Source organism: Bacillus sp. FSL L8-0193, from assembly GCF_037976065.1.
GTDB classification, from domain to species: Bacteria; Bacillota; Bacilli; order Bacillales; family Bacillaceae; genus Bacillus; species Bacillus paralicheniformis.
On the sequence record NZ_CP150261.1, the window covers coordinates 825,799 to 846,241 of the forward strand.

Annotated in this window: 20 protein-coding genes; 14 read left to right on the top strand and 6 right to left on the bottom strand. The window is 48.2% G+C overall.

Features of this window, described 5'->3' with window-relative positions; all coding sequences use genetic code 11:
• Positions 1-93: 93 nt before the first annotated feature.
• Positions 94-759 carry a DJ-1/PfpI family protein gene (locus tag MHH76_RS04090; RefSeq protein ID WP_020450506.1) on the top strand — a complete coding sequence of 222 codons (666 nt, stop codon included), beginning with the start codon at positions 94-96 and terminating at the stop codon, positions 757-759.
• Between the two features lie 29 nt (positions 760-788).
• On the opposite strand, the gene MHH76_RS04095 is transcribed toward MHH76_RS04090, so the two are convergent.
• Together MHH76_RS04095 and folE2 are read right to left on the bottom strand one after the other, a co-directional pair.
• Complete coding sequence (locus MHH76_RS04095) at positions 789-1,064, bottom strand: helix-turn-helix transcriptional regulator (RefSeq protein WP_075213022.1); 276 nt, start codon at positions 1,062-1,064, stop codon at positions 789-791.
• Between the two features lie 135 nt (positions 1,065-1,199).
• Positions 1,200-2,102: a GTP cyclohydrolase FolE2 gene (gene folE2 / locus MHH76_RS04100; protein ID WP_023855779.1), complete on the bottom strand. Its 903-nt coding sequence runs from the start codon at positions 2,100-2,102 to the stop codon at positions 1,200-1,202.
• A 132-nt stretch (positions 2,103-2,234) separates the two neighbouring features.
• Between folE2 and MHH76_RS04105 the strand changes: the two genes are divergently transcribed.
• The 9 genes from MHH76_RS04105 to MHH76_RS04145 all read left to right on the top strand — a co-directional run bounded on the left by MHH76_RS04105 (position 2,235) and on the right by MHH76_RS04145 (position 12,634).
• Positions 2,235-3,347 carry an NAD(P)/FAD-dependent oxidoreductase gene (locus MHH76_RS04105; protein WP_020450508.1) on the top strand — a complete coding sequence of 371 codons (1,113 nt, stop codon included), beginning with the start codon at positions 2,235-2,237 and terminating at the stop codon, positions 3,345-3,347.
• Positions 3,341-5,014, top strand: a complete 1,674-nt coding sequence (locus tag MHH76_RS04110; protein WP_020450509.1) for a nucleoside recognition domain-containing protein — start codon at positions 3,341-3,343, stop codon at positions 5,012-5,014. The genes MHH76_RS04105 and MHH76_RS04110 overlap by 7 nt, the downstream gene beginning before the upstream one ends.
• A gap of 65 nt (positions 5,015-5,079) precedes the next feature.
• Complete coding sequence (locus tag MHH76_RS04115; RefSeq protein WP_020450510.1) at positions 5,080-6,282, top strand: GTP-binding protein; 1,203 nt, start codon at positions 5,080-5,082, stop codon at positions 6,280-6,282.
• A gap of 181 nt (positions 6,283-6,463) precedes the next feature.
• Positions 6,464-7,234: a 6-carboxyhexanoate--CoA ligase gene (bioW, locus tag MHH76_RS04120; RefSeq protein ID WP_020450511.1), complete on the top strand. Its 771-nt coding sequence runs from the start codon at positions 6,464-6,466 to the stop codon at positions 7,232-7,234.
• Positions 7,231-8,577: an adenosylmethionine--8-amino-7-oxononanoate transaminase gene (gene bioA / locus MHH76_RS04125; RefSeq protein ID WP_020450512.1), complete on the top strand. Its 1,347-nt coding sequence runs from the start codon at positions 7,231-7,233 to the stop codon at positions 8,575-8,577. The genes bioW and bioA overlap by 4 nt, the downstream gene beginning before the upstream one ends.
• A complete protein-coding gene (gene bioF, locus MHH76_RS04130) occupies positions 8,567-9,718 on the top strand; it encodes an 8-amino-7-oxononanoate synthase (RefSeq protein ID WP_020450513.1) in 1,152 nt (383 codons plus the stop codon). The genes bioA and bioF overlap by 11 nt, the downstream gene beginning before the upstream one ends.
• Complete coding sequence (bioD, locus tag MHH76_RS04135; RefSeq protein ID WP_020450514.1) at positions 9,715-10,422, top strand: dethiobiotin synthase; 708 nt, start codon at positions 9,715-9,717, stop codon at positions 10,420-10,422. The genes bioF and bioD overlap by 4 nt, the downstream gene beginning before the upstream one ends.
• On the top strand, positions 10,419-11,420 hold the full coding sequence (gene bioB, locus MHH76_RS04140; protein ID WP_020450515.1) for a biotin synthase BioB: 1,002 nt from the start codon (positions 10,419-10,421) through the stop codon (positions 11,418-11,420). Before bioD ends, bioB begins: the two co-directional genes overlap by 4 nt.
• 17 nt (positions 11,421-11,437) lie before the next feature.
• Complete coding sequence (locus tag MHH76_RS04145; RefSeq protein WP_020450516.1) at positions 11,438-12,634, top strand: cytochrome P450; 1,197 nt, start codon at positions 11,438-11,440, stop codon at positions 12,632-12,634.
• Positions 12,635-12,671: 37 nt separating this feature from the next.
• Here MHH76_RS04145 and MHH76_RS04150 read toward each other — a convergent pair whose 3' ends face one another.
• Positions 12,672-13,502, bottom strand: coding sequence for an ion transporter (locus MHH76_RS04150; RefSeq protein WP_020450517.1), 831 nt, complete (start codon positions 13,500-13,502; stop codon positions 12,672-12,674).
• 165 nt (positions 13,503-13,667) lie between these two features.
• On the opposite strand from MHH76_RS04150, the gene MHH76_RS04155 reads away from it, so the two are divergent.
• Positions 13,668-14,090, top strand: a complete 423-nt coding sequence (locus MHH76_RS04155) for a MerR family transcriptional regulator (protein ID WP_035336978.1) — start codon at positions 13,668-13,670, stop codon at positions 14,088-14,090.
• Positions 14,091-14,149: 59 nt separating this feature from the next.
• Positions 14,150-15,334, top strand: a complete 1,185-nt coding sequence (locus tag MHH76_RS04160) for an MFS transporter (RefSeq protein WP_020450519.1) — start codon at positions 14,150-14,152, stop codon at positions 15,332-15,334.
• 221 nt (positions 15,335-15,555) lie between these two features.
• On the opposite strand, the gene MHH76_RS04165 is transcribed toward MHH76_RS04160, so the two are convergent.
• Entirely contained in the window at positions 15,556-17,112 is a 1,557-nt protein-coding gene (locus MHH76_RS04165; RefSeq protein ID WP_020450520.1) for an ABC-F family ATP-binding cassette domain-containing protein, read from the bottom strand.
• Positions 17,113-17,249: 137 nt separating this feature from the next.
• On the opposite strand from MHH76_RS04165, the gene MHH76_RS04170 reads away from it, so the two are divergent.
• Positions 17,250-18,380, top strand: a complete 1,131-nt coding sequence (locus MHH76_RS04170) for a DEAD/DEAH box helicase (RefSeq protein ID WP_035336973.1) — start codon at positions 17,250-17,252, stop codon at positions 18,378-18,380.
• Positions 18,381-18,423: 43 nt separating this feature from the next.
• On the opposite strand, the gene MHH76_RS04175 is transcribed toward MHH76_RS04170, so the two are convergent.
• Together MHH76_RS04175 and MHH76_RS04180 are read right to left on the bottom strand one after the other, a co-directional pair.
• Positions 18,424-19,452 (bottom strand): NADP-dependent oxidoreductase, encoded by a 1,029-nt coding sequence (locus tag MHH76_RS04175; protein ID WP_105979179.1) that lies wholly within the window; start codon positions 19,450-19,452, stop codon positions 18,424-18,426.
• A gap of 50 nt (positions 19,453-19,502) precedes the next feature.
• Complete coding sequence (locus tag MHH76_RS04180; protein WP_035336969.1) at positions 19,503-19,886, bottom strand: DUF3212 family protein; 384 nt, start codon at positions 19,884-19,886, stop codon at positions 19,503-19,505.
• Positions 19,887-20,081: 195 nt separating this feature from the next.
• Between MHH76_RS04180 and MHH76_RS04185 the strand changes: the two genes are divergently transcribed.
• Entirely contained in the window at positions 20,082-20,429 is a 348-nt protein-coding gene (locus MHH76_RS04185; RefSeq protein ID WP_026578903.1) for a general stress protein, read from the top strand.
• The last annotated feature ends 14 nt before the right edge of the window (positions 20,430-20,443 follow it).

Here is a 20,443-nt window from a genome sequence, read left to right on the forward strand (position 1 = left end):
ATGATTTCTATCGTAATCATTCATAAGTAAAATGTCTCTCCCCATGATATCGTAGGTTTTGCAAGAATAAAAGAAAAATTGAGGAGGAAAACAATGAAAAGAACGAGAGGATTCAGACTTGGCGTGTACATTTTCAAGGATGCTGAAATCATCGACTATGCCGCCCCATACGGAGTGTTTTCAGTGGCGAGGAGGCTCGATCCTGAACTGGACGCCTTTCTTGTGGCGGATGCGATGAAACCGGTTCAGACGCAAGCCGGGCTTACCGTTCATCCGAATTACAGCTTCAATGACCAGCCAGATATGGATGCTTTCTTAATTCCGGGCGGTTTCGGTACACGACAGGAGACCAACAACAAACGGCTGCATCAGTTTATCCGCTCTCTGCCTGAGTCGACGCTTTTGGTGAGCGTATGTACAGGTTCATGGATTTACGGGCGCATGGGGCTCTTAGACGGGCTTTCCGCCACAAGCCGGAAAGAGCCGGATCGGCTTGAGGCGTCAGAGATGGGGCAAGTACCGATCGACCGCTTGGCGGACATCGCGCCGGCCTGCCGCGTCAGCCGGGCGAGAATCGTCGACAGCGGACGGATCATCACCGCCGGGGGAATTGCTTCAGGCATGGAAATGGGCTTTCACTTATTGAGAAGAGCGGGCTATGATGAAAGCTTCATAGAAGAAACGGCGCGTGTTATGGAGTATCAAGAGGGGTACAGCCAGTATCAGGATGATATTGAATACGTGCGGAAAGAGAAATAAGTCGAAGCTGCCGGGGAGAACCCGGCAGTTTACAACGGTTCGTCTGCCTGTAAAACGATTTGAAGCAACCCCGGAAAACGGCTGTCCAAGTCCTCTTGGCGAAGCGAAATAAACCGTTGTGTTCCTTCTATTCTTGTATGAATGACTCCCGATTCCCTAAGGACTTTAAAGTGATGAGACAGGGTTGATTTTGGAATGGGAACGTTAACAGCGCTGCACGATTGTTCGCCGGCTTCTGCAAGATTTTTTATGATTTGAAGTCTGATTTGATCACTGAGGGCGTAAAGAACAGCGGATAAACTGATGTCAGGGCGGTTTGTCTGTTTGCATCGGTATTATACATTTCTTCAATGCTCCTGTTTAAAAACAGCCGGGCGCTGAATCAATCAAAAACTGCATAAGAATCGAGTCTGCCGGAAAAACCGGCAGCTCTTTTTGATTTATATTTTGGAAAACGACAGCCGCGCCACCGCATCATGCATGTGAATCGATTCTTCGTTCCGGCATTCGATCTCAAAGGCGGAGATCCAGTTCATTTCGTATAAGTCGGCAGCCGTTAAGCGGATGACGTCTTCTACAAATCTTGGATTTTCATAAGCCTGTTCAGTCACTCTTTTTTCGTCGGGCCTTTTTAAGACGGGATGGAGCTTTGCGCTTGCGTTCGTTTCCGCTGCGGCAAGAAGCTCGGTTTTGAAATCGTCCGGCATCTCCGCCTGCTCATTGATATGTGCGGTGATCTTGATTATGCCGCGCTGGTTATGGGCGCTGTATTCGCTGATTTCTTTTGAACACGGGCAGAGCGTCGTCACATGGGCCGTGATGCCGACGGTTTGTGAAAAGCCTTTGTTTTCATGATAAGAGACTGTCATATGGATATCGGCGTGCATCAATCCTGACAGTTTGGTTTCCGGGCTAAGGCGCTCGAAATACCATGGAAAACTGACAGAGACGGATGCGCTTTGCTGTTCCATATTGTCGGCTAAATCCTTTGCAAAATCTTTCAGTGTATGGACATCAATCGTCCAGTTTGCTTCGTGATAGCGCTGCAGCTGTTCTGTCAGGCGGCTCATATTGATTCCTTTGCGGCCGCGCGCAAGGCTCGTCGTAAAGGAAAAAGCGCCGATCGTCGTTTGTGTAAACGGCTTGAGCGAGGATGCAATCAAAATCGGATGCGAAACGTTTGAGACACCGACATGGTCAATGTCAAAAAAATAGTCGTTCGGTGTATTTTGAATATCCTTCATCTGTTCTTTATCGGTCGGTTTTATTCCTTTCACGGCTTCGACAGATCCGAAGCGGCGGTGGCGTTCGGGTTTTGCGGGCAAATGCAGGATACGTTCCATTGATGAGACCCCTTTCTATAGTAAATCGAAATAGTTCCTATTTATTTTGAGGGAATGCTGTGATAAAATCAAGTGGTCATGTCTAAAGCATGCAAATTAAATCGAAATGATTTCGTTTAGGGAGTGGTTGTTTTGCAGCATAGCGAAATCGTCATTGTTGGAGCGGGACCCGCAGGTATTGGAATGGGAATCGTTCTGAAAAAACTCGGTTTTCAATCGTTTGCGATTTTGGAAAAAGACCGTGCAGGAGCTTCATTTCGAAGCTGGCCTGAAGAAATGAAACTGATAACACCGTCCTTTACCGGACAGGGGTTCGGGGCTTTGGATTTAAATGCTGTTGCTCCGGGAACATCCCCTGCCTTTACTTTTCACCGCGAGCACTTGAGCGGGCAGGAGTATGGAGATTATTTGGCGCTTTTGGCCGATCATTTTCAGCTTCCAATTCAAGAAGGCACATCGGTTCGCAACGTTTATAAAGACGACGGCGGTTTTTCAGTTGAAACTAATAAAGGCATGATGAAGGCCAAAGACGTTATTTGGGGAGCCGGTGAATTCCAATTTCCGAAATATTCGTTTCATGGTGCAGAGATTGGCATCCACAACAGCAAGGTCGCCAGATGGAGCCAATTTGAAAAGGCCCATTATTACGTGGTAGGCGGCTATGAAAGCGCAATGGATGCGGCGGTTACACTGGCGTCCTATGGCAGCGATGTGACGGTTGTGATGCCGAATTCGCTCAGCGAAAACGCTGAAGCCGATCCAAGCCGGTCGCTTTCACCTTATACATGGGAGCGTCTTGAAGATGCGTATGAAAAAGGGAAGGTTCAGTTTTTGGAAAAAGCCCTGGTAGAGAAACTGGCGAAAAACGGACCAGCCTATGATTTATATTTGTCAGACGGGAGGAAAATCCGCTCGGAAACACGGCCGATTATCGCGACAGGCTTTCATTCCGGGGCAAAACAAATCGAGCATTTGTTTGAATGGGGAGAGAACGGCAAACCGCTTTTAACGAATGAAGATATGTCGACCGTGACGGACGGTCTTTATTTAATCGGGCCGAGCGTTCAGCACCAAAACGCCGTCTTTTGTTTCATTTATAAATTCAGGCAGCGATTCGCCGTCATCGCCGAGCATTTGTTGGAGAAACGAAAGTTTTCGATCGATGAAAAGGTGCTGACAGAATACAGGGAAAATCAAATGTTTCTCACGGATTTGAGCTGTTGTGAGGTGCAGTGTGAATGCTGAAAGAGCCAACGCGGCGGCAGCGCATGCTCTTCATCGGACTCGAATCGGTCGGGAAAACAACGCTTTTTTCCGCGATCACAGATCAGAGAGCAGGCGAAGCAGCCAATGTGAAAGGATCGACGATATTTGCGGCTGAACGGGAGATCAAAAGCCTTCCGGGCTGGCAAGCCATTGATACACCGGGCATTCGGGAGGATGACAGCGTGTCGAAAAGAGCGCTGAAAAAAGAGATCGAAAAGGCCGATGAGGTGGTTGCCGTCTTGCGCGGCACCCATTTTTCAGAAGAGGTGAACGCGGTCTTGGACCTGATTCCGCCGGATGCCAGGCGCGTCTGCTTTATCGTTACGTTTCAGGACAAAATGACGGACGCCATGCGCCGGACGCTTTCTGAGCAAGTGGCCAAGCACAGTCTCCCGGTCCTGCTGGTTGATACGAGAACTGTGACAGACGATAAAAAAGAGCATATCATCGCTTTTTTAAGAAAAGAGGCTGAATTTCATCCGCTGAAACGGAAACGGATGAAACAGATTGAACTTGAAAGTGTGGCTGTTCAGCAGTTTGTGTTTCATCGTCCCGTAGTTGGGCCTGTTGTGAGTACTGCACTTTTATGTTTGTTATTTATGGTGCCGATCATATTGGCTTATCATACATCAGAGTGGATGCAGCAATACGCGGACGAATGGGCGGTTGAACCTCTCCAAAATGCGGTCGGAGGCTTGCCGTCATGGCTGAGCGCGGCATTGGCGGGGAATTATGGCCTGTTATCCCTTGGCATTTACTCGTTTGTTTGGGCGTTTCCTGTCGTTTTGTTTATGTCTATAGCAAATGCGGCAGCAGATGATTCGGGTTTAAAGGACCGGATCGTCGATTCACTGGACCCGCTGATGCGGAAGATCGGTCTGAACGGCCGCGATTTAGTTCCGCTTTTGACCGGATTTGGCTGCAATGTCGTTGCCGTTCAGCAGACGCGGTCGTGCAGCATGTGTACGAGAAAGCGTTGTGTATCATTTATTTCTTTCGGATCAGCGTGCAGCTACCAAATCGGCGCGACGCTGTCGATTTTTCATACTGCGGGAAGGGAGTGGCTGTTTATCCCTTACCTCGCTGTTCTTGTTGCCGCAGCAGCCGCTCATAACCGGATATGGTATCGCATTGATCAGAAATGGGCCGCTTACTTCGAGCGCCGGCAAACGTTTTTACAGATGCCGTCCTGGAAAGGGATCGTCTTTCGAGTAAAGGAAGTGCTTCAGCAATTTATCTTTCAGGCGATGCCGATCTTTCTCATCATTTGCCTGGCGGCGACAGTATTGAATGAACTCGGTGTCATCCGTCTTGTGACATTGCTTGTCTCGCCTGTTTTAAGCCTGTTCGGTGCTCCGGAAGATGCGGCGCCGGGCCTTGTTTTTTCTCTGATCAGGAAAGACGGCATTCTCTTGTTCAATGAAGGGAATGGAGCGCTTCTTGATGTGCTGCCGGGGGCAACGCTCTTTCTGCTCATTTACTTGGCATCAACCTTTACTCCATGCATGGTGACGGTTTGGACAATTGCCAAGGAACTGGGGATGAAAACGGCGGCAGCCATTATGGGAAAACAGATGGCCACTTCAGTCGTGTCAGTTTTGATCATCATGATCATCTGGAAGCTGACACTTTGCATTTTTAAATAAATTGTGGTGAAATAAAATACAAATCGTAATCATTACGATTTGATAAGAGAAAGGAGAATGGAAAAATGAGTAAAAGGATTCCTGTAACAGTATTAAGCGGATACCTGGGGGCGGGTAAAACGACGCTGCTGAATCACATATTGCAAAACCGCCAAGGGCTGAAAGTCGCCGTTATCGTTAATGACATGAGCGAAGTCAACATTGATGCCGGGCTTGTCAAGCAAGGCGGCGGCCTGTCGAGGACGGATGAAAAGCTGGTCGAAATGTCAAACGGCTGCATTTGCTGCACACTCAGAGAGGACTTGCTGGTTGAAGTCGAAAAACTGGCGAAGCAAGGAAATATCGATTATATCGTGATCGAATCGACCGGTATCAGCGAACCGATCCCGGTCGCTCAGACGTTCTCTTACATCGACGAAGAATTGGGTATTGATTTGACGCGGTTCTGCCGTTTGGACACAATGGTCACGGTGGTCGACGCCAATCGTTTTTGGCACGATTTTCAGTCGGGTGACAGCCTGCTGGACCGGAAAGAGGCTGTCGGTGAAGAGGATGAACGTGATATCGCCGATCTGCTCATCGATCAAATCGAGTTTTGCGATGTGCTGATTTTGAATAAATGCGACCTTGTCTCCGAGGAAGATCTGGGAAAGCTTGAGAAAGTGCTGAAAACGTTGCAGCCTAAAGCAAACATCATCAGAGCGGTCAAAGGAGAGGTCGATCCGAAGGTCATCTTAAACACCGGTCTTTTCAATTTTGACGAAGCAAGCGGCTCAGCAGGCTGGATCAGGGAATTAAACGAAGGACACCACCAGCATACGCCTGAGACTGAAGAATACGGAATATCTTCGTTTGTATACGAAGCGCGCCGTCCTTTTCATACCGAGCGGTTTTATAACTGGATTCATTCGCTGCCGGAAAACGTCGTCAGGGCGAAAGGAATCGCCTGGTGTGCGACGCGCAACAGCCTTGCCCTTTTGATGTCGCAGGCAGGCCCATCCGTGTCGCTGGAACCGATCTCTTATTGGGTGGCCGCGCTGTCCAAGGCGGAACAGGAGCAAATCCTCAGACAGAATCCAGAGCTATTAAAAGAATGGAATGAAGAATTCGGAGACCGCCACACAAAGCTCGTCTTTATCGGATTGGATCTGTCCCCGTCAGAAATTACCGCCGAAGCGGATCGATGCCTTTTGACAGATTCGGAGATGGCGGACGACTGGTCGCTTTTATCTGACCCGTTCGATTGGCAGATTGAAAGAGCTAGATAAATGAATTTCCACATTAAGACAAAAGAGATATCTCTTTTGTCTTTTTTTATTTCAAACAAACCGGTGTTTTGTACACCATGTTGACATATCAGGAAAGGAATACTAATATTTTATTGTAATGTTAACTTAAATTATTTATAGGTTAACATATGAGTGCGGTGTTTAGAGGGGGGATGAAAGCATGAAGGGAGAAGCGTATTACAGTGTGAGAATGAGAGCCTCCGAGAACGGTCCCCATGAAGAGGGGGGAAAACACATATCCGGAGGAGAGCGGCTTGCGCCTTTCATCGGTGTAAAGGATGCCGTCAGCGATTTATTGGAAAAAGCATTGTCTCATTCGCGGGGCAAGCCGGACTTTATGCAAATTCGCTTCGATCTTGTAAACGAACCGATAAAGTTTGTCCAGCCTCTGCGCATTGAAACGAATGAAACAAAATCAGCGGAAGAAGGACAAGCGCTTGCCCGTGAGCTGATCAGCCGCGCCGGCGTACCGAAAAACGCGGTAGACAAAGCGTTTCAAGGCATTGCCGAATACTCGGACGTAAGGGGCGCCGTTTTGTTTGACATTCATTCAGGCCGGAGGATTGACGGAAGAAAACAAAAAGGAGTGCGCGTCTCACGGCTCGATTGGCCGGAAGCCGATTTTCAAATGTGGGCGGCTTTGTGCGGAATGCCGCCGAATCCGCGGTTGAAAGAGGCGCTTGCCATCGCTTCTAAGGTATGTGAGCATCCGGCTGTCGTCGCCGAATTATGCTGGTCAGATGACCCTGATTACATAACGGGCTATGTTGCCGCTAAAAAGCTGGGTTATCAGCGGATAACAAGGATGAAAGAGCATGGAGACGAGAGCGGCTGCCGGATTTTTTTTGTTGATGGATTAACAGATATCAAGAGCTGTATAGACGGCTTGGAAAAACAGCCTGTATTCATTCGGTCGGGAGGTAAAACATGAATCAATCATTCGTTGAAAAAAGCAAAAAATATCTTTGGCTGCCTTTTACCCAAATGAAAGACTATGACGAAAACCCGCTGATCATCGAAAGCGGGGAGGGCATCAAACTGAAAGATATCGACGGCAGGGAGTACTATGACGGATTTTCTTCAGTATGGCTCAATGTCCACGGCCATCGCAAGAAGGAACTGGATGAAGCCATCAATAAACAGCTCGGCAAAATCGCTCATTCGACATTGCTGGGGATGACAAATGTTCCGGCGACAGAGCTTGCCGAGGTGTTAATCAAGATCACACCGGAAAAGCTGACGCGTGTTTTTTATTCGGACAGCGGCGCTGCAGCAATGGAAATCGCGCTGAAAATGGCCTTTCAATATTGGAAAAACATCGGCAAGCCGGAGAAACAAAAATTCATTTCGATGAAAAACGGCTATCACGGCGATACGATCGGCGCTGTCAGCGTCGGTGCGATCGAGCTCTTCCACCATGTATACGGGCCGCTTATGTTTGAAAGCTTTAAGGTAAATGTTCCTTACGTGTACCGCTCGAAAAGAGGCAACCCGGACGAGTGCCGCGATGAATGCCTCGCAGAACTCGAACGGCTCCTGAGCGAGCGGCACGGTGAGATCGCCGCGCTGTCGGTCGAATCGATGGTCCAAGGGGCATCGGGGATGATCGTGATGCCTGAAGGATATTTGGCAGGCGTCCGGGAGCTTTGTACGAAATATGACGTTTTAATGATTGTCGATGAAGTGGCGACAGGATTCGGCCGAACCGGGAAAATGTTTGCCTGTGAGCATGAACGTGTTCAGCCTGACTTGATGGCGGCTGGAAAGGCCATTACCGGAGGCTATTTGCCGATCGCCGTCACTTTTGCGACAGAGGAAATTTATCAGGCATTTTATGATGACTATGACAAACTGAAAACGTTTTTCCACGGCCATTCGTACACGGGGAACCAGCTTGGCTGCGCCGTTGCTCTGGAAAATTTGCGCCTGTTCGAATCGGAAAAAATCGTCGCTCAAGTTGCGGAAAAGTCGAAAATAGTGGAATCGCTTTTTCATGATCTTGCAGCGCTCCCTCATGTCGGCGACATCCGCCAGCTCGGTTTAATGAGCGGGATCGAACTCGTTCAGTCGAAAGAAACGAGGCAGCCTTATCCGCCTGAAGAGCGAATCGGATACCGGGTGTCTTTGAAAATGAGGGAGCTTGGCATGCTGACGAGGCCGCTCGGGGATGTTATCGCATTTCTTCCTCCGCTCGCCAGCACCGCCGATGACCTGAGCGCCATGGTGTCCATTATGAAAGAAGCGATTCAAGAGGTTACAGGCCGTGCCCATTGACGAATGGCTCAGCAGTCGGCTCGCCAGGACGAAGGCAGCCGGGCTTTACCGCTCGCTTAAACCGCCTCAAGCTGTCGCGGAAGCGAAACGTACGAATTGGGCGTCAAACGATTATTTGAGCCTGGCGAACGACAAACGGCTGATTCACGCCGCAGAAACGGCGCTTCGCCGCTTTGGAGCCGGGAGCACAGGGTCAAGGCTGACGTCCGGCAATACCGAATGGCATGAAAAACTTGAGCGGAAAATCGCCGGTTTTAAGCAGACAGAAGCCGCTCTCTTGTTTTCAAGCGGATATTTGGCCAATATCGGCGTGCTTTCGTCTTTGCCTGAAAAAGGAGACGTCATATTAAGCGATCAATTGAACCATGCGAGCATCATCGACGGCTGCCGCCTTTCAAAAGCTGATACGGTTGTTTACCGCCACACGGATATGAATGATCTTGAAGAAAAACTCCGCACCGCACAGAGCCGTGCTCGCTGTTTTATTGTGACAGACGGCGTGTTCAGCATGGACGGCACAATTGCACCGCTTGACGAAATCATGCTCCTTGCCAAGCGGTACCGGGCCTTTGTCATCGTTGATGATGCCCACGCAACAGGGGTTTTGGGAGATGCCGGCAGGGGAACGGGCGAGTATTTCGGCGTCTCCCCAGATGTTGTGATCGGCACGTTAAGTAAAGCTGTAGGCGCGGAAGGCGGCTTCGTCGCGGGCTCTAAAGCATTGATCGATTTTTTGCTGAATCATGCGAGAACGTTTATCTTTCAAACGGCTGTCCCGCCCGCAAGCTGTGCGGCGGCATGCAGAGCTTTAGACATCATTAAAGACAGCCGGGATAAACGCCGGCTTTTGCAATCATCGGTGACCACGATCAAACGGGGTCTCGAGGATATCGGGTTTACGGTCAAGGGAGAAGATACGCCGATCATACCCGTTATGATCGGAGACCCTCAAAAAGCCGTTCGATTTGCAAACGGCCTCAAGGAGAAAGGGATTGAGGCCCCGGCCATCCGCCCGCCGACTGTTGCGGAAGGAGAGAGCCGAATCAGGCTGACCGTCACCGCAGATCGCAAGTTAAGAGATATTGAAGCTCTATTAGAGGGGTTTAAATTAGTGGGAAGAGAGTTGAACTTGGTGAAATGAAGGGTTTTTTTGTAACGGGAACTGATACGGGAGTAGGGAAGACGTTTATCGCTTGCGGCCTTGCCGCTTTGTTGAAAGAGCAGCATGTTGATGTCGGCGTGTTCAAGCCGTTTTTGAGTGGAGAGCTTAGCAGCGATCCGCAGAGTGATACAGCACTTTTGAAGAACAGCTCTGAAACATCTCTCGCTGATGAGGAGATCACACCTTTCGTGTTTAAAGAGCCGCTTGCACCTTACACAGCAGGGAAGCTCGAAGGGAGGACCGTCGGGCTGGAAGATGCCGTGAACCATTGGAAAAAGATTAAGGATCGGCACGATTGCTTCATTGTTGAAGGGGCAGGCGGGATTGCGGTGCCGCTCGGAGAGGATTATTTCGTCAGCGACTTGATCAAAGCGCTCGATTTGCCGGCTGTCATTGTGGCTCGTCCCAATCTTGGAACGATCAACCATACGTATTTAACCGTCCAATACGCGAAACAAATGGGGATACGCGTGATCGGCATCGTGATCAACGGCATCAGCAGCCGGCCCGGACTTGATGAACAGACGAATCCGGACATGATTGAAAGATTTTGCGGTGTGCCGCTCCTCGGCGTTACGCCGAAGCTTGAAGACGTTTCACCAACACAAATTCACCACATGATCAAGGAGCATGTCGATGTTTCCTTGATTATGAATCAAATGCAAATGGGGGCAGAAACATGAATCAGTGGATGGAACTTGCAGAACGGGTGCTGGATGGCGGAGAAGTAACTGAAAAAGAGGCGCTTTCCATCTTGGAATGCTCGGATGACGACGTTCTCCTGCTTATGCATGCTGCATTTCAAATCAGAAAACGCTACTTTGGAAAAAAAGTAAAGCTCAATATGATTATGAATGCAAAATCTGGACTTTGTCCGGAAAACTGCGGCTACTGCTCGCAGTCTTCGATATCAAAAGCGCCGATCGACAGCTACAGGATGGTCGACAAAACGACCCTGCTTGAAGGTGCAAAGCGTGCGCACGATTTAAATATCGGAACGTATTGCATCGTGGCGAGCGGCAGAGGCCCGTCCAACAGAGATGTCGATCAAGTGGTCGGCGCCGTTAAAGAAATTAAAGAAACGTACGGCTTAAAAGTCTGTGCATGCCTCGGACTGCTAAAGCCCGAACAGGCCGAGCGGCTGAAGGAAGCCGGAGTGGACCGGTACAATCACAACATCAATACATCAAAAAGCAATCATTCAAACATTACAACGTCCCACACGTATGATGACAGAGTAAACACTGTGGAAACAGCCAAAAAATCCGGCATGTCCCCATGCTCGGGCGTCATTGTCGGGATGAAAGAGACGAAGCAGGATGTCGTCGATATGGCGAATAGCTTAAAGGCGCTTGATGCAGACTCAATTCCGGTTAATTTTTTACATGCGATCGACGGAACTCCGCTGGAAGGGGTCAATGAATTAAATCCGCTTTATTGTTTAAAGGTTTTGGCTTTGTTCCGCTTTATCAACCCGACAAAGGAAATCCGTATTTCAGGGGGGCGCGAAGTCAACCTCCGCTCCTTGCAGCCGCTGGGGCTGTATGCCGCCAATTCGATCTTCGTCGGAGACTATTTAACAACGGCAGGGCAGAATGAAACAGAGGACCATAAGATGCTCCATGATTTAGGATTTGAAGTCGAATCGGTGGAAGAAATGAAAGCCAGTTTACAGCGGTAACACGGGGGAGATATAACATGACGACAGAACTGCACGAGGCAGGGCCGCGTCTGAAATCGGATTCGGATTTTTGGAGAGATCCATATCTGTTTTACGATAAACTGCGGTCCGTTCATCCTGTATATAAAGGAACCGTTTTAAAGCATCTGGGATGGTATGTCACCGGATATGAAGAAGCGGCGGCGATTTTGAGGGACGCGGTATTTAAAAACCGCGTTCCTCTCCCTGAAGCCTCTACAAAATATGAACAACTTCACGAATTGCAGCGGAATATGATGCTGTTTCAAAATGAGTCTGGCCATAAGCGGATGCGGACGATTGTCGGCAAAGAATTCATGCCGCAGAAGACGGCATCTTTCCGTCCTGTTATAGAAGAAATCGTCCATGAATTGCTCGATCAGCTTGAAAACAAGAAGATGGCGGACATGGTATCCGAATTCGCCTTTCCTTTGGCAAGCCTTATCATTGCCGACATGCTCGGCGTCCCCGCAGAGGAGAGATATCAATTCAGGCAATGGACGGCGGATCTCATTCAAACGATCGATTTGACCCGCACACGAAAGGTGCTGGCAAAAGGCGGGGATACCGTTGCCAAGCTGACGGCGTATTTTAAAGATTTGATTGAAAAGCGAAAAGCTCATCCTTCTCAAGACCTGATCAGCACATTCGCCGGTCATGAGCAGCTCGCCGAAGATGAAGTTCTTGCGACGTGCATTCTGCTTGTGATTGCCGGGCACGAGACGACGGTCAACCTTTTGACGAACGGATTGTTTTTGCTCATGAACCATCCCGGCCAGCTCAGCGCGCTGAAAGAAAATCCGCTGCTGATTGAGTCAGCCGTTGAAGAATGCCTGCGCTATGAAAGTCCGACACAGCTGACAGCGCGCACCGCGTCAGAGGACTGTGAAATCAACGGGAAGATCATCAAAAAAGGAGAGCACGTATACATCCTTTTAGGCGCCGCCAACCGCGATCCGAAGATATTTCAAAATCCGCATGTATTTGACATCACGAGAAAACCGAATCCGCACCTTGCCTTTGGAGCCGGTGCACACGTATGTTTAGGCTCGGCATTGGCGCGGCTCGAAGCGCAAATTGCCATTCCCGCATTGTTGGAGCGGCTGCCTAAGTTGAAGCTTGCTTCAACAGACATTCCATTTCGCAGGTTAATCGGCTTTAGATCGCTGGCCGAGCTGCCTGTCATTCTCAATTAAAGACAAAAAAGGGCTGGCTTACAGGTGCCGGCCCTTTTTAATCTTTCTTTTCATTTTGCGTGATATAGGTTTCCAGAAGCGCTTTTAATTCTTTAACCTCCGCGCGCAGTTCTTTGATTTCTTTTGTATCCTCTTTCAGCTCGCCTGTCTCATCTTCTATTTCCTGAGAAATTTTTTGTGCATTATTCACGATTTCCCCGACGATCAAGTTGATCATAATGAAAGTCGCAATGATGATAAATGAAACGAAATAGAGCCATGACCAGCCGCTCTCGGCAAAAATCGGCCTGAATATGCCGCTTGCCCACGATTCGAGCGTAAAGGTTTGGAACAGTGTCAGAAGGCTGAGCTGCAGGTTGCCGAAGTATTCCGGCGCGATAGCAGAAAAGAACATCGTACCGATGACGGCGTACACATAAAAAATGATGCTCATCAGAATAATGACGCTGCTGATAGTCGGAATCGCCATAAACAGCGCATTGACGATCCTTCTTAATGAGGGAACGGAAGTGATCGTCCGCAGCACCCGCAGCACCCGGAAGATACGGAGAACGCTGACGAAATTCGTATTGTAAAGAATCAAACTGCCGGCGACGATTACGAAGTCAAAAACGTTCCAGTTGTTTTTAAAAAAGTGCTGTTTTTGAACGAATAGTTTAAGAGATAGTTCGATGACAAATATCGTTAAAAACAAACAATCCACAATAAAAAATACTTTTTGATAAGGTTTAAAGAAAGCGTAAGTTTCCAAACCGATCGAGATGGCATTCAACACAATGACCGTCGTTATGAATGACTGAAACAGCCGGCTTTCAATCAATGCCGAAACTTTACTTTGAACTGAAAATCGATTTTGATGAGTGTTCACTCTGATTATTTGTCCTCCTGTTTAGTTGTCCATTCTATGATACGTTACAGCAGCAGGATGATGTCAAGTCAGTTCTTTTTTTTGTATCGAAAAAAACTTAACGTTTACGTAAAAGTATAATAGTAGTATAATAGAAAAGAAGAAAAATCTCGGGGGGATATGGACGTGGAGTGGATGAAGATTGATCAAATGGCCAAGCGAAGCGGCCTGACGAAAAGAACGATCCGCTTTTACGAAGAAATCGGTCTGCTTTCTTCACCGAAGCGGACGGAAGGCGGTGTCCGTCTTTACTCTGAAGACGATCTTGAAGAGCTTGAAAGAGTGATCAGCGCGAAGGAAGTGCTGGGATTCTCGCTGCAGGAGCTCCAGCAGTTCATGGAAACGGGCAAGCACTTGGAGATGAATAAAGAAGGATACCTTTTATCGCTGGACAAACGGGAACGAAAAGAAAAGCTCGAAGACATTCAGAGGATGCTGAATGAACAGATGAGAATGATTGATGAAAAGATTGAAAAATTTCAATCATTCAAGAAGCGCTTGGAGGCTATGCAGGCAAAAGCCGAGAATGCGCTTGAATCAATTGATTAAACAAGAAAAACGCTATTTTTATAGCGTTTCTTTATTTGCAAAGAAAGGTTTGATAGATCATGAATGAACAACCACCTGAGAACTCAAGTATGTTTAAACAGCCAAAAGCGGTCTGGGCCGTGGCCTTTGCTTGCGTGATCTCGTTTATGGGGATCGGGCTTGTCGATCCGATTCTGCCGGCGATTGCGCGGCAGCTGCATGCTTCCCCCAGCCAAGTTTCGCTTTTATTTACAAGCTATCTGCTAGTCACAGGTTTCGCCATGCTTTTATCAGGCGCCGTATCGAGCCGGATTGGGGCAAAGCTGACGTTAATCAGCGGCTTGATCCTGATCATCGTTTTTGCAGGCTTGGGCGGGCTTTCGCATTCCATTTCTCAGCTCGTCGGCTTTCGCGGCGGCTGGGGACTCGGAAACGCCATGTTTATCTCAACTGCGCTTGCCGTCATTGTCAGCGTGGCATCTGGCGGAAGCGCAAAAGCCATTATTTTGTATGAGGCGGCTTTGGGATTGGGCATTTCGGTTGGACCGCTTGCCGGTGGAGAGCTTGGCACAATATCGTGGAGAGCGCCGTTTTTCGGCGTATCGGTTTTAATGGCGGCCGCTCTTTTGGCCATCTTTTTTCTTTTGCCGCCTGTCCAAAAGCCGCGGAAGAAAATTTCCGTCAGCGCGCCGATCAAAGCGCTTCGTTATAAAGGGCTATTGACGCTTTCAGGCGCCGCATTCTTATATAACTTCGGTTTCTTCACCCTGCTTGCATATTCGCCGTTTGTTCTTGACTTAAATGAACGGGGCCTCGGCTACGTCTTTTTCGGCTGGGGGCTGTTTCTTGCGATCACTTCCGTTTTCATCGCTCCGGCCGTACAGCGGATCTTTGGAACCGTCCGCTCGCTGATCTTTCTGTTTATGCTGTTTGCAGCTGATTTGCTCGCGATCGGGATTTGGACGGAGCACATGGCGCTCGTCATCGGGGCGATCATCATAGCCGGAGGGATTCTGGGCATGATCAATACGATTTTGACAACAGCGGTGATGGAAGCTGCGCCTGTCGAACGGTCTGTCGCTTCATCTGCCTACAGCTCCATCCGGTTCATCGGCGGGGCCATTGCGCCTTGGATCGCCGGTGTGTTAGCCGATCATTTTACTGCGCATACTCCCTATTTTGCAGGATGCATCGCCGTGCTTGCCGGCATGGCCGTTTTGACTGGAGGCCGCCGTTATTTGGCAGGCATCAAAGCCGGTCATTAATGAAATCAGCGTGTCGAGAAACCCTCGCATTCGTTGTCAGGCCTGCGCGTCGGTGCTCACGAATTCCAACATTCGCTCCGCTCCGATGCTCGGCCTTCCTAGACTGCAAAGGTTTTCAATCACGCAGAAAGGATGACAAAATCCCAAAACAAAAAGCCGTTTTGGGATTTTGTCAACAATCTGAAAGCTTGTTTCCCTAAAAGGAAACAAGCTTTTTTTGTTTATAAAACTTTCGTTGTCCATGACTCGCAATTCCATGTTTCTGTCGCGATGTCCATATAGAATTCAGGTTCGTGAGAGATGAGCAGGACGGAGCCTTTGTATTCTTTCAAAGCTCTTTTTAATTCTTCTTTTGCTTCAACATCAAGGTGGTTTGTCGGTTCATCGAGTACAAGCAGGTTCGTTTCCGAATTGATAAGCTTGCATAGTCTGACTTTTGCTTTTTCCCCGCCGCTTAATACGGATACCCTGCTTTCGATATGCTTTGTCGTCAGTCCGCACTTCGCCAGAGCCGCGCGGATTTCGTACTGTGTAAAGGACGGAAAGTCGTTCCACACTTCTTCTATGCATGTGTTGTTGTTGGTCTCTTTGACTTCCTGCTCGAAATAGCCGATATGAAGGTGTTCGCCGCGTTCGACTTCTCCCGACAGCGGTGAAATTTCACCCAAAAGGCTTTTCAGCAATGTCGTTTTTCCGATGCCGTTGGCTCCGTACAGAGCGATCTTTTGGCCCCGCTCCATTCTCAAGTTCAGCGGACGGGACAGCGGCTCATCATAGCCGATGACGAGCTCTTTCGTTTCAAAAATCAGCTTTCCGGATGTTCTTGCTTGTTTAAAATGAAATTCAGGCTTCGGTTTTTCCGAAGGGAGCTCGATCATATCCATTTTATCGAGCTTTTTTTGCCGGGACATCGCCATATTTCTTGTGCTGACGCGCGCTTTGTTGCGGGCGACGAAATCTTTCAGCTCCGAAATCTCCTGCTGCTGTTTCTTGTAGGCTGCTTCAAGCTGCTGTTTTTTCACTTCGTATACTTCGCGGAATTGGTTGTAGTCGCCGACATAGCGGGTCAGCTCCTGGTTTTCCACATGGTAGATCAAATTAATGACGCTGTTTAAAAACGGAATGTCGTGAGAAATCAAAATAAAGGCGTTCTCGTACTCCTGCAAATAGCGTTTCAGCCATTCGATATGCTGTTCGTCCAGATAGTTTGTCGGCTCATCGAGCAGCAGGATGTCGGGCTTTTCCAAGAGCAGTTTAGCAAGCAGCACCTTTGTCCGCTGGCCGCCGCTCAAATCCGCGACATCCCTGTCAAGGCCGAGATCGTTAAGCCCGAGGCCGCGGGCGATTTCTTCGACTTTTGCGTCAATCGCGTAAAAGTCGTTGTTGGTCAGGGCGTCCTGGATCGTTCCGACTTCTTCGAGAAGCTTTTCAAGCTCATCGGGGTCAGCCTCGCCCATTTTTGTGTAGATGGCATTCATTTCTTCTTCCATCGCAAATAAATAATGGAAAGCGTTTCTCAGCACGTCGCGGATTGTTTGTCCGCGCTCAAGTGATGTATGCTGGTCCAGATAGCCGACCCGGACCTTTTTGGACCATTCCACTTTTCCTTCGTCAGGCTCAAGTTTGCCTGTAATGATATTCATGAAGGTCGATTTTCCCTCGCCGTTTGCTCCGATGAGACCGACATGTTCGCCTTTCAGCAAGCGAAAGGATATATCATGAAAGATCGCCCGGTCGCCAAAACCGTGGCTCAGCTTTGTGACTGTAAGTAAACTCATGTTTTGCACCTCAAAAAATATAATCTGTATTCTATAAGATTATATCGAACTCAGAGGGAACAATAAAAGAAAAATTGCGCAGCCGCTTTTGTTTTGAGATACTAGGAGCAGAATCAACCTGATAAAAGGAGAAAAACATGACAGAAAGATGGCCATTTTTAAATAAAGCAAAACCGTTTATTCAAGAAAACTGGAAGGCATCGGGCTTTCAAGAGCCGACGAGTGTCCAAAAAAATGCAGTCGATCTGATTTTGGACGGGCGTGACGTGATCGCCGAGTCGCCGACTGGAACGGGCAAAACGCTCGCTTACGTCCTGCCGATTCTGGAAAAGCTGGAGGCGGATCAAAAGAACGTGCAAGCTGTGATTTTGGCTCCGTCCCGCGAGCTTGTCATGCAGATTTTTGATGTGATCGTCGAATGGAAAAAAGGCTCGGATATCAGAGCCGCTTCCCTGATCGGCGGCGCCAATGTTAAAAAGCAGCAGGAAAAGCTGAAAAAACACCCGCACATCATTGCGGGCACACCTGGACGCGTATTTGAGCTGATTAAAATGAAAAAACTGAAAATGCATGAAGTGAAGACGATCGTCCTTGACGAAACCGATCATCTGCTTACGCCGGAGCATCGCGGGACGATACAAAGCATCATCAAATCGACGCTCCGCGACAGGCAGCTCCTCTGTTTTTCGGCGACTTTAAAAGACGACGCCGAACGCGAGATCCGCAGCATGACGACAGAAGCGGAAGTTCTCAGGATCAAGAGGTCGAAAGAAGAATCTGCAAAAATCAAACACCAATTTCTCGTATGCGACCAGCGGGATAAGGTGAAGATCCTGCAAAAATTCTCGCGGCTTCCAGGTATGCAGGCGCTCGTCTTTGTCAAAGACATCGGCAACTTAAACGTGTATGCCGAAAAGCTCAAATTTCATCATGTCGACATCGGCGTTCTTCACAGCGAGGCGAAAAAAATCGAGCGCGCCAAAATATTGCAGGCATTTGAAGCAGGCGAATTCACACTGCTTCTCGCGACCGATATCGCAGCGCGCGGAATCGACATCGAAGATCTCCCTTATGTCATCCACGCCGATTTGCCAAACATTGAAGGCTATATCCACCGATCGGGAAGGACGGGAAGAGCGGGGAATGAAGGAACCGTGATCAGCCTTGTCAACCGCATTGAAGAGGAAAGGCTGAAAAAGCTGGCGAAGAAGCTTGAAATCCCGCTTCAGCGGATCGTGTATGAAAGAGGACGGATTATTGAAAGATAAGAAAGAGGCCTGCTGCCGGCAGGCCTCTTTTTTATATGAATGCTCAGGCATTGTCGGAATCGGCGACTTTGATCAGCTGTTTGCCGAGGTTTTTTCCTTCAAACAAGCCTAAAAATGCCTCAGGTATCCGCTCGAAACCTTCTGTTATCGTTTCCTCATATTGAAGCTGCCCGCTTTTTACCCATTCGGCGAGCTGTTTGGTTCCTTCAGGAAAGCGATCCCTGTAATCGTTGACGACAAATCCTTTCATCAGGGCGCTTGTTTTAATTAAGGCTGTTTGTACACGCGGCCCCATATCATCTTCTGCGCTTTTGACGTTATAAGAAGAAATCGCCCCGCAAACCGGAATTCGTGCAAACTTATTGAGCAGGGGGAAGACAGCATCTGAAATCGTGCCTCCGACGTTGTCAAAGTAAACATCGACACCGTCCGGACAAGCTTGTTCAAGCGCTGAGGCCATATTTTCCGTTGTTTTATAATTGATTGCTTCATCAAAACCGAGCTTTTCTTTTAAGTATGCCGTTTTTTCGTCAGAGCCTGCAATACCGACGACTCTCGCCCCTTTGATTTTGGCAATTTGTCCGACGGCGGAGCCGACTGCTCCGGCGGCACCGGAGACAACAACCGTTTCACCGGCTTTTGGCTGTCCGATGTCCAAAAGTCCGAAATAAGCGGTCAAACCGGTCATGCCGAGAATCCCAAGAAAAGCGGTAACAGGCGCGAGGGACGGATCGATTTTCTGCAGATTGTCTTCGCGAACCGCTGAATACTCCTGCCAGCCCAAGCGGCCCAAAACAATGTCCCCTTTTTTGAGCTTGTCTCCTTTTGCAGATATCACTTCGCCGATCACGCCTCCGGTGATTACTTTATCAAGCGGAAATGGCTCGACATAGGATTTCGTGTCCTGCATTCTTCCCCTCATATAAGGGTCCACTGAGACATAAAGCGTTTTTACAAGCGCTTCACCGTTTTTTGCTTCCGGAATTTCCGTTTCTTTTATGCGAAAATCGTCCATAACAGGTATGCCCTGCGGACGTCTTGCGAGTTCAATTTGTTTTTGCGACATAATGATTCCTCCTTTTACTTATAACTTACCACGTAAAAAAGAGGTTTAGCAAAAGATCAGCGGGTTACATGAAAGGTTTTTTTCAGCACAGCATCGGGCAGAAAAAGATGAAAAACATCAGCATTTCTTTCATTTAAAAGATATTGATTGGCATTTTCTCTCGAAAATTGAAACATGTCTTTTGTGATAAAAGGAAGCAATGACAGGAGATATGAAGAGAGGAGGTCTTCGGTGCTGCTTGCCGTTCTCCTTTCTTCCGGATCGCCGATGTTCATGATGATTGAAAAGACGTAATCGATATTGATGCCGAATCGTCTGGCGGCAAAAGATTCAAATCGATGAGTATCAACTTCTTGATGACCTTCCCTTGAAAAAATCTGCTTGACCAAATCGCTAATGATCCATGCGTTATATTGCTGTTCCGGTGAAAAATAATACACGCTTCAATCACCCCATCTCAAAGCCTTGTCTATTTGTAATGTACCTGAATTGGCAATCCTTTCAAACGTTTTGTCTGAAAATTTATAACAATTGTAACATTGAAATGAAAATGTCATGACAGAGCATTCATCCGTTTAGCCGCGTAAACAAAGGGTAAGTGTTAAATACAACATGAAAAAAGGGAGGAGATTCATATGAAACCAGTAGTAAGACAATATACTAATGATGAAAAACTGATGAAGGATGTTGAGGAACTCAGGGAAATCGGAGTTGCAAGAGAAGATATTTACGTTCTGTCACATGATGACGACCGTACTGAAAGACTTGCGGACAACGCGGATGCCAATACGATCGGAGCCGAAGAGACAGGCCTTAAAAATGCCGTGGGCAATATCTTCAACAAAAAAGGGGACGAACTCCGCAATAAAATTCATGAGATCGGCTTTTCAAAACAGGAAGCAGAACAATTCGAGAAGCAGCTTGATGAAGGAAAAGTCCTCCTCTTTGTCACGGATCATGAAAAAGTGAAATCTTGGGTATAAATTGAGACTGCCGA

Excerpts from the sequence above, each read along its gene's own strand:
- MHH76_RS04090 (WP_020450506.1), top strand. The coding sequence starts at position 94 with ATGAAAAGAACGAGAGGATTCAGACTTGGCGTGTACATTTTCAAGGAT.
- folE2 (WP_023855779.1), bottom strand. The coding sequence starts at position 2,102 with ATGGAACGTATCCTGCATTTGCCCGCAAAACCCGAACGCCACCGCCGC.
- MHH76_RS04110 (WP_020450509.1), top strand. The coding sequence starts at position 3,341 with ATGCTGAAAGAGCCAACGCGGCGGCAGCGCATGCTCTTCATCGGACTC.
- MHH76_RS04115 (WP_020450510.1), top strand. The coding sequence starts at position 5,080 with ATGAGTAAAAGGATTCCTGTAACAGTATTAAGCGGATACCTGGGGGCG.
- bioW (WP_020450511.1), top strand. The coding sequence starts at position 6,464 with ATGAAGGGAGAAGCGTATTACAGTGTGAGAATGAGAGCCTCCGAGAAC.
- bioA (WP_020450512.1), top strand. The coding sequence starts at position 7,231 with ATGAATCAATCATTCGTTGAAAAAAGCAAAAAATATCTTTGGCTGCCT.
- bioD (WP_020450514.1), top strand. The coding sequence starts at position 9,715 with ATGAAGGGTTTTTTTGTAACGGGAACTGATACGGGAGTAGGGAAGACG.
- bioB (WP_020450515.1), top strand. The coding sequence starts at position 10,419 with ATGAATCAGTGGATGGAACTTGCAGAACGGGTGCTGGATGGCGGAGAA.
- MHH76_RS04145 (WP_020450516.1), top strand. The coding sequence starts at position 11,438 with ATGACGACAGAACTGCACGAGGCAGGGCCGCGTCTGAAATCGGATTCG.
- MHH76_RS04160 (WP_020450519.1), top strand. The coding sequence starts at position 14,150 with ATGAATGAACAACCACCTGAGAACTCAAGTATGTTTAAACAGCCAAAA.
- MHH76_RS04165 (WP_020450520.1), bottom strand. The coding sequence starts at position 17,112 with ATGAGTTTACTTACAGTCACAAAGCTGAGCCACGGTTTTGGCGACCGG.
- MHH76_RS04170 (WP_035336973.1), top strand. The coding sequence starts at position 17,250 with ATGACAGAAAGATGGCCATTTTTAAATAAAGCAAAACCGTTTATTCAA.
- MHH76_RS04185 (WP_026578903.1), top strand. The coding sequence starts at position 20,082 with ATGAAACCAGTAGTAAGACAATATACTAATGATGAAAAACTGATGAAG.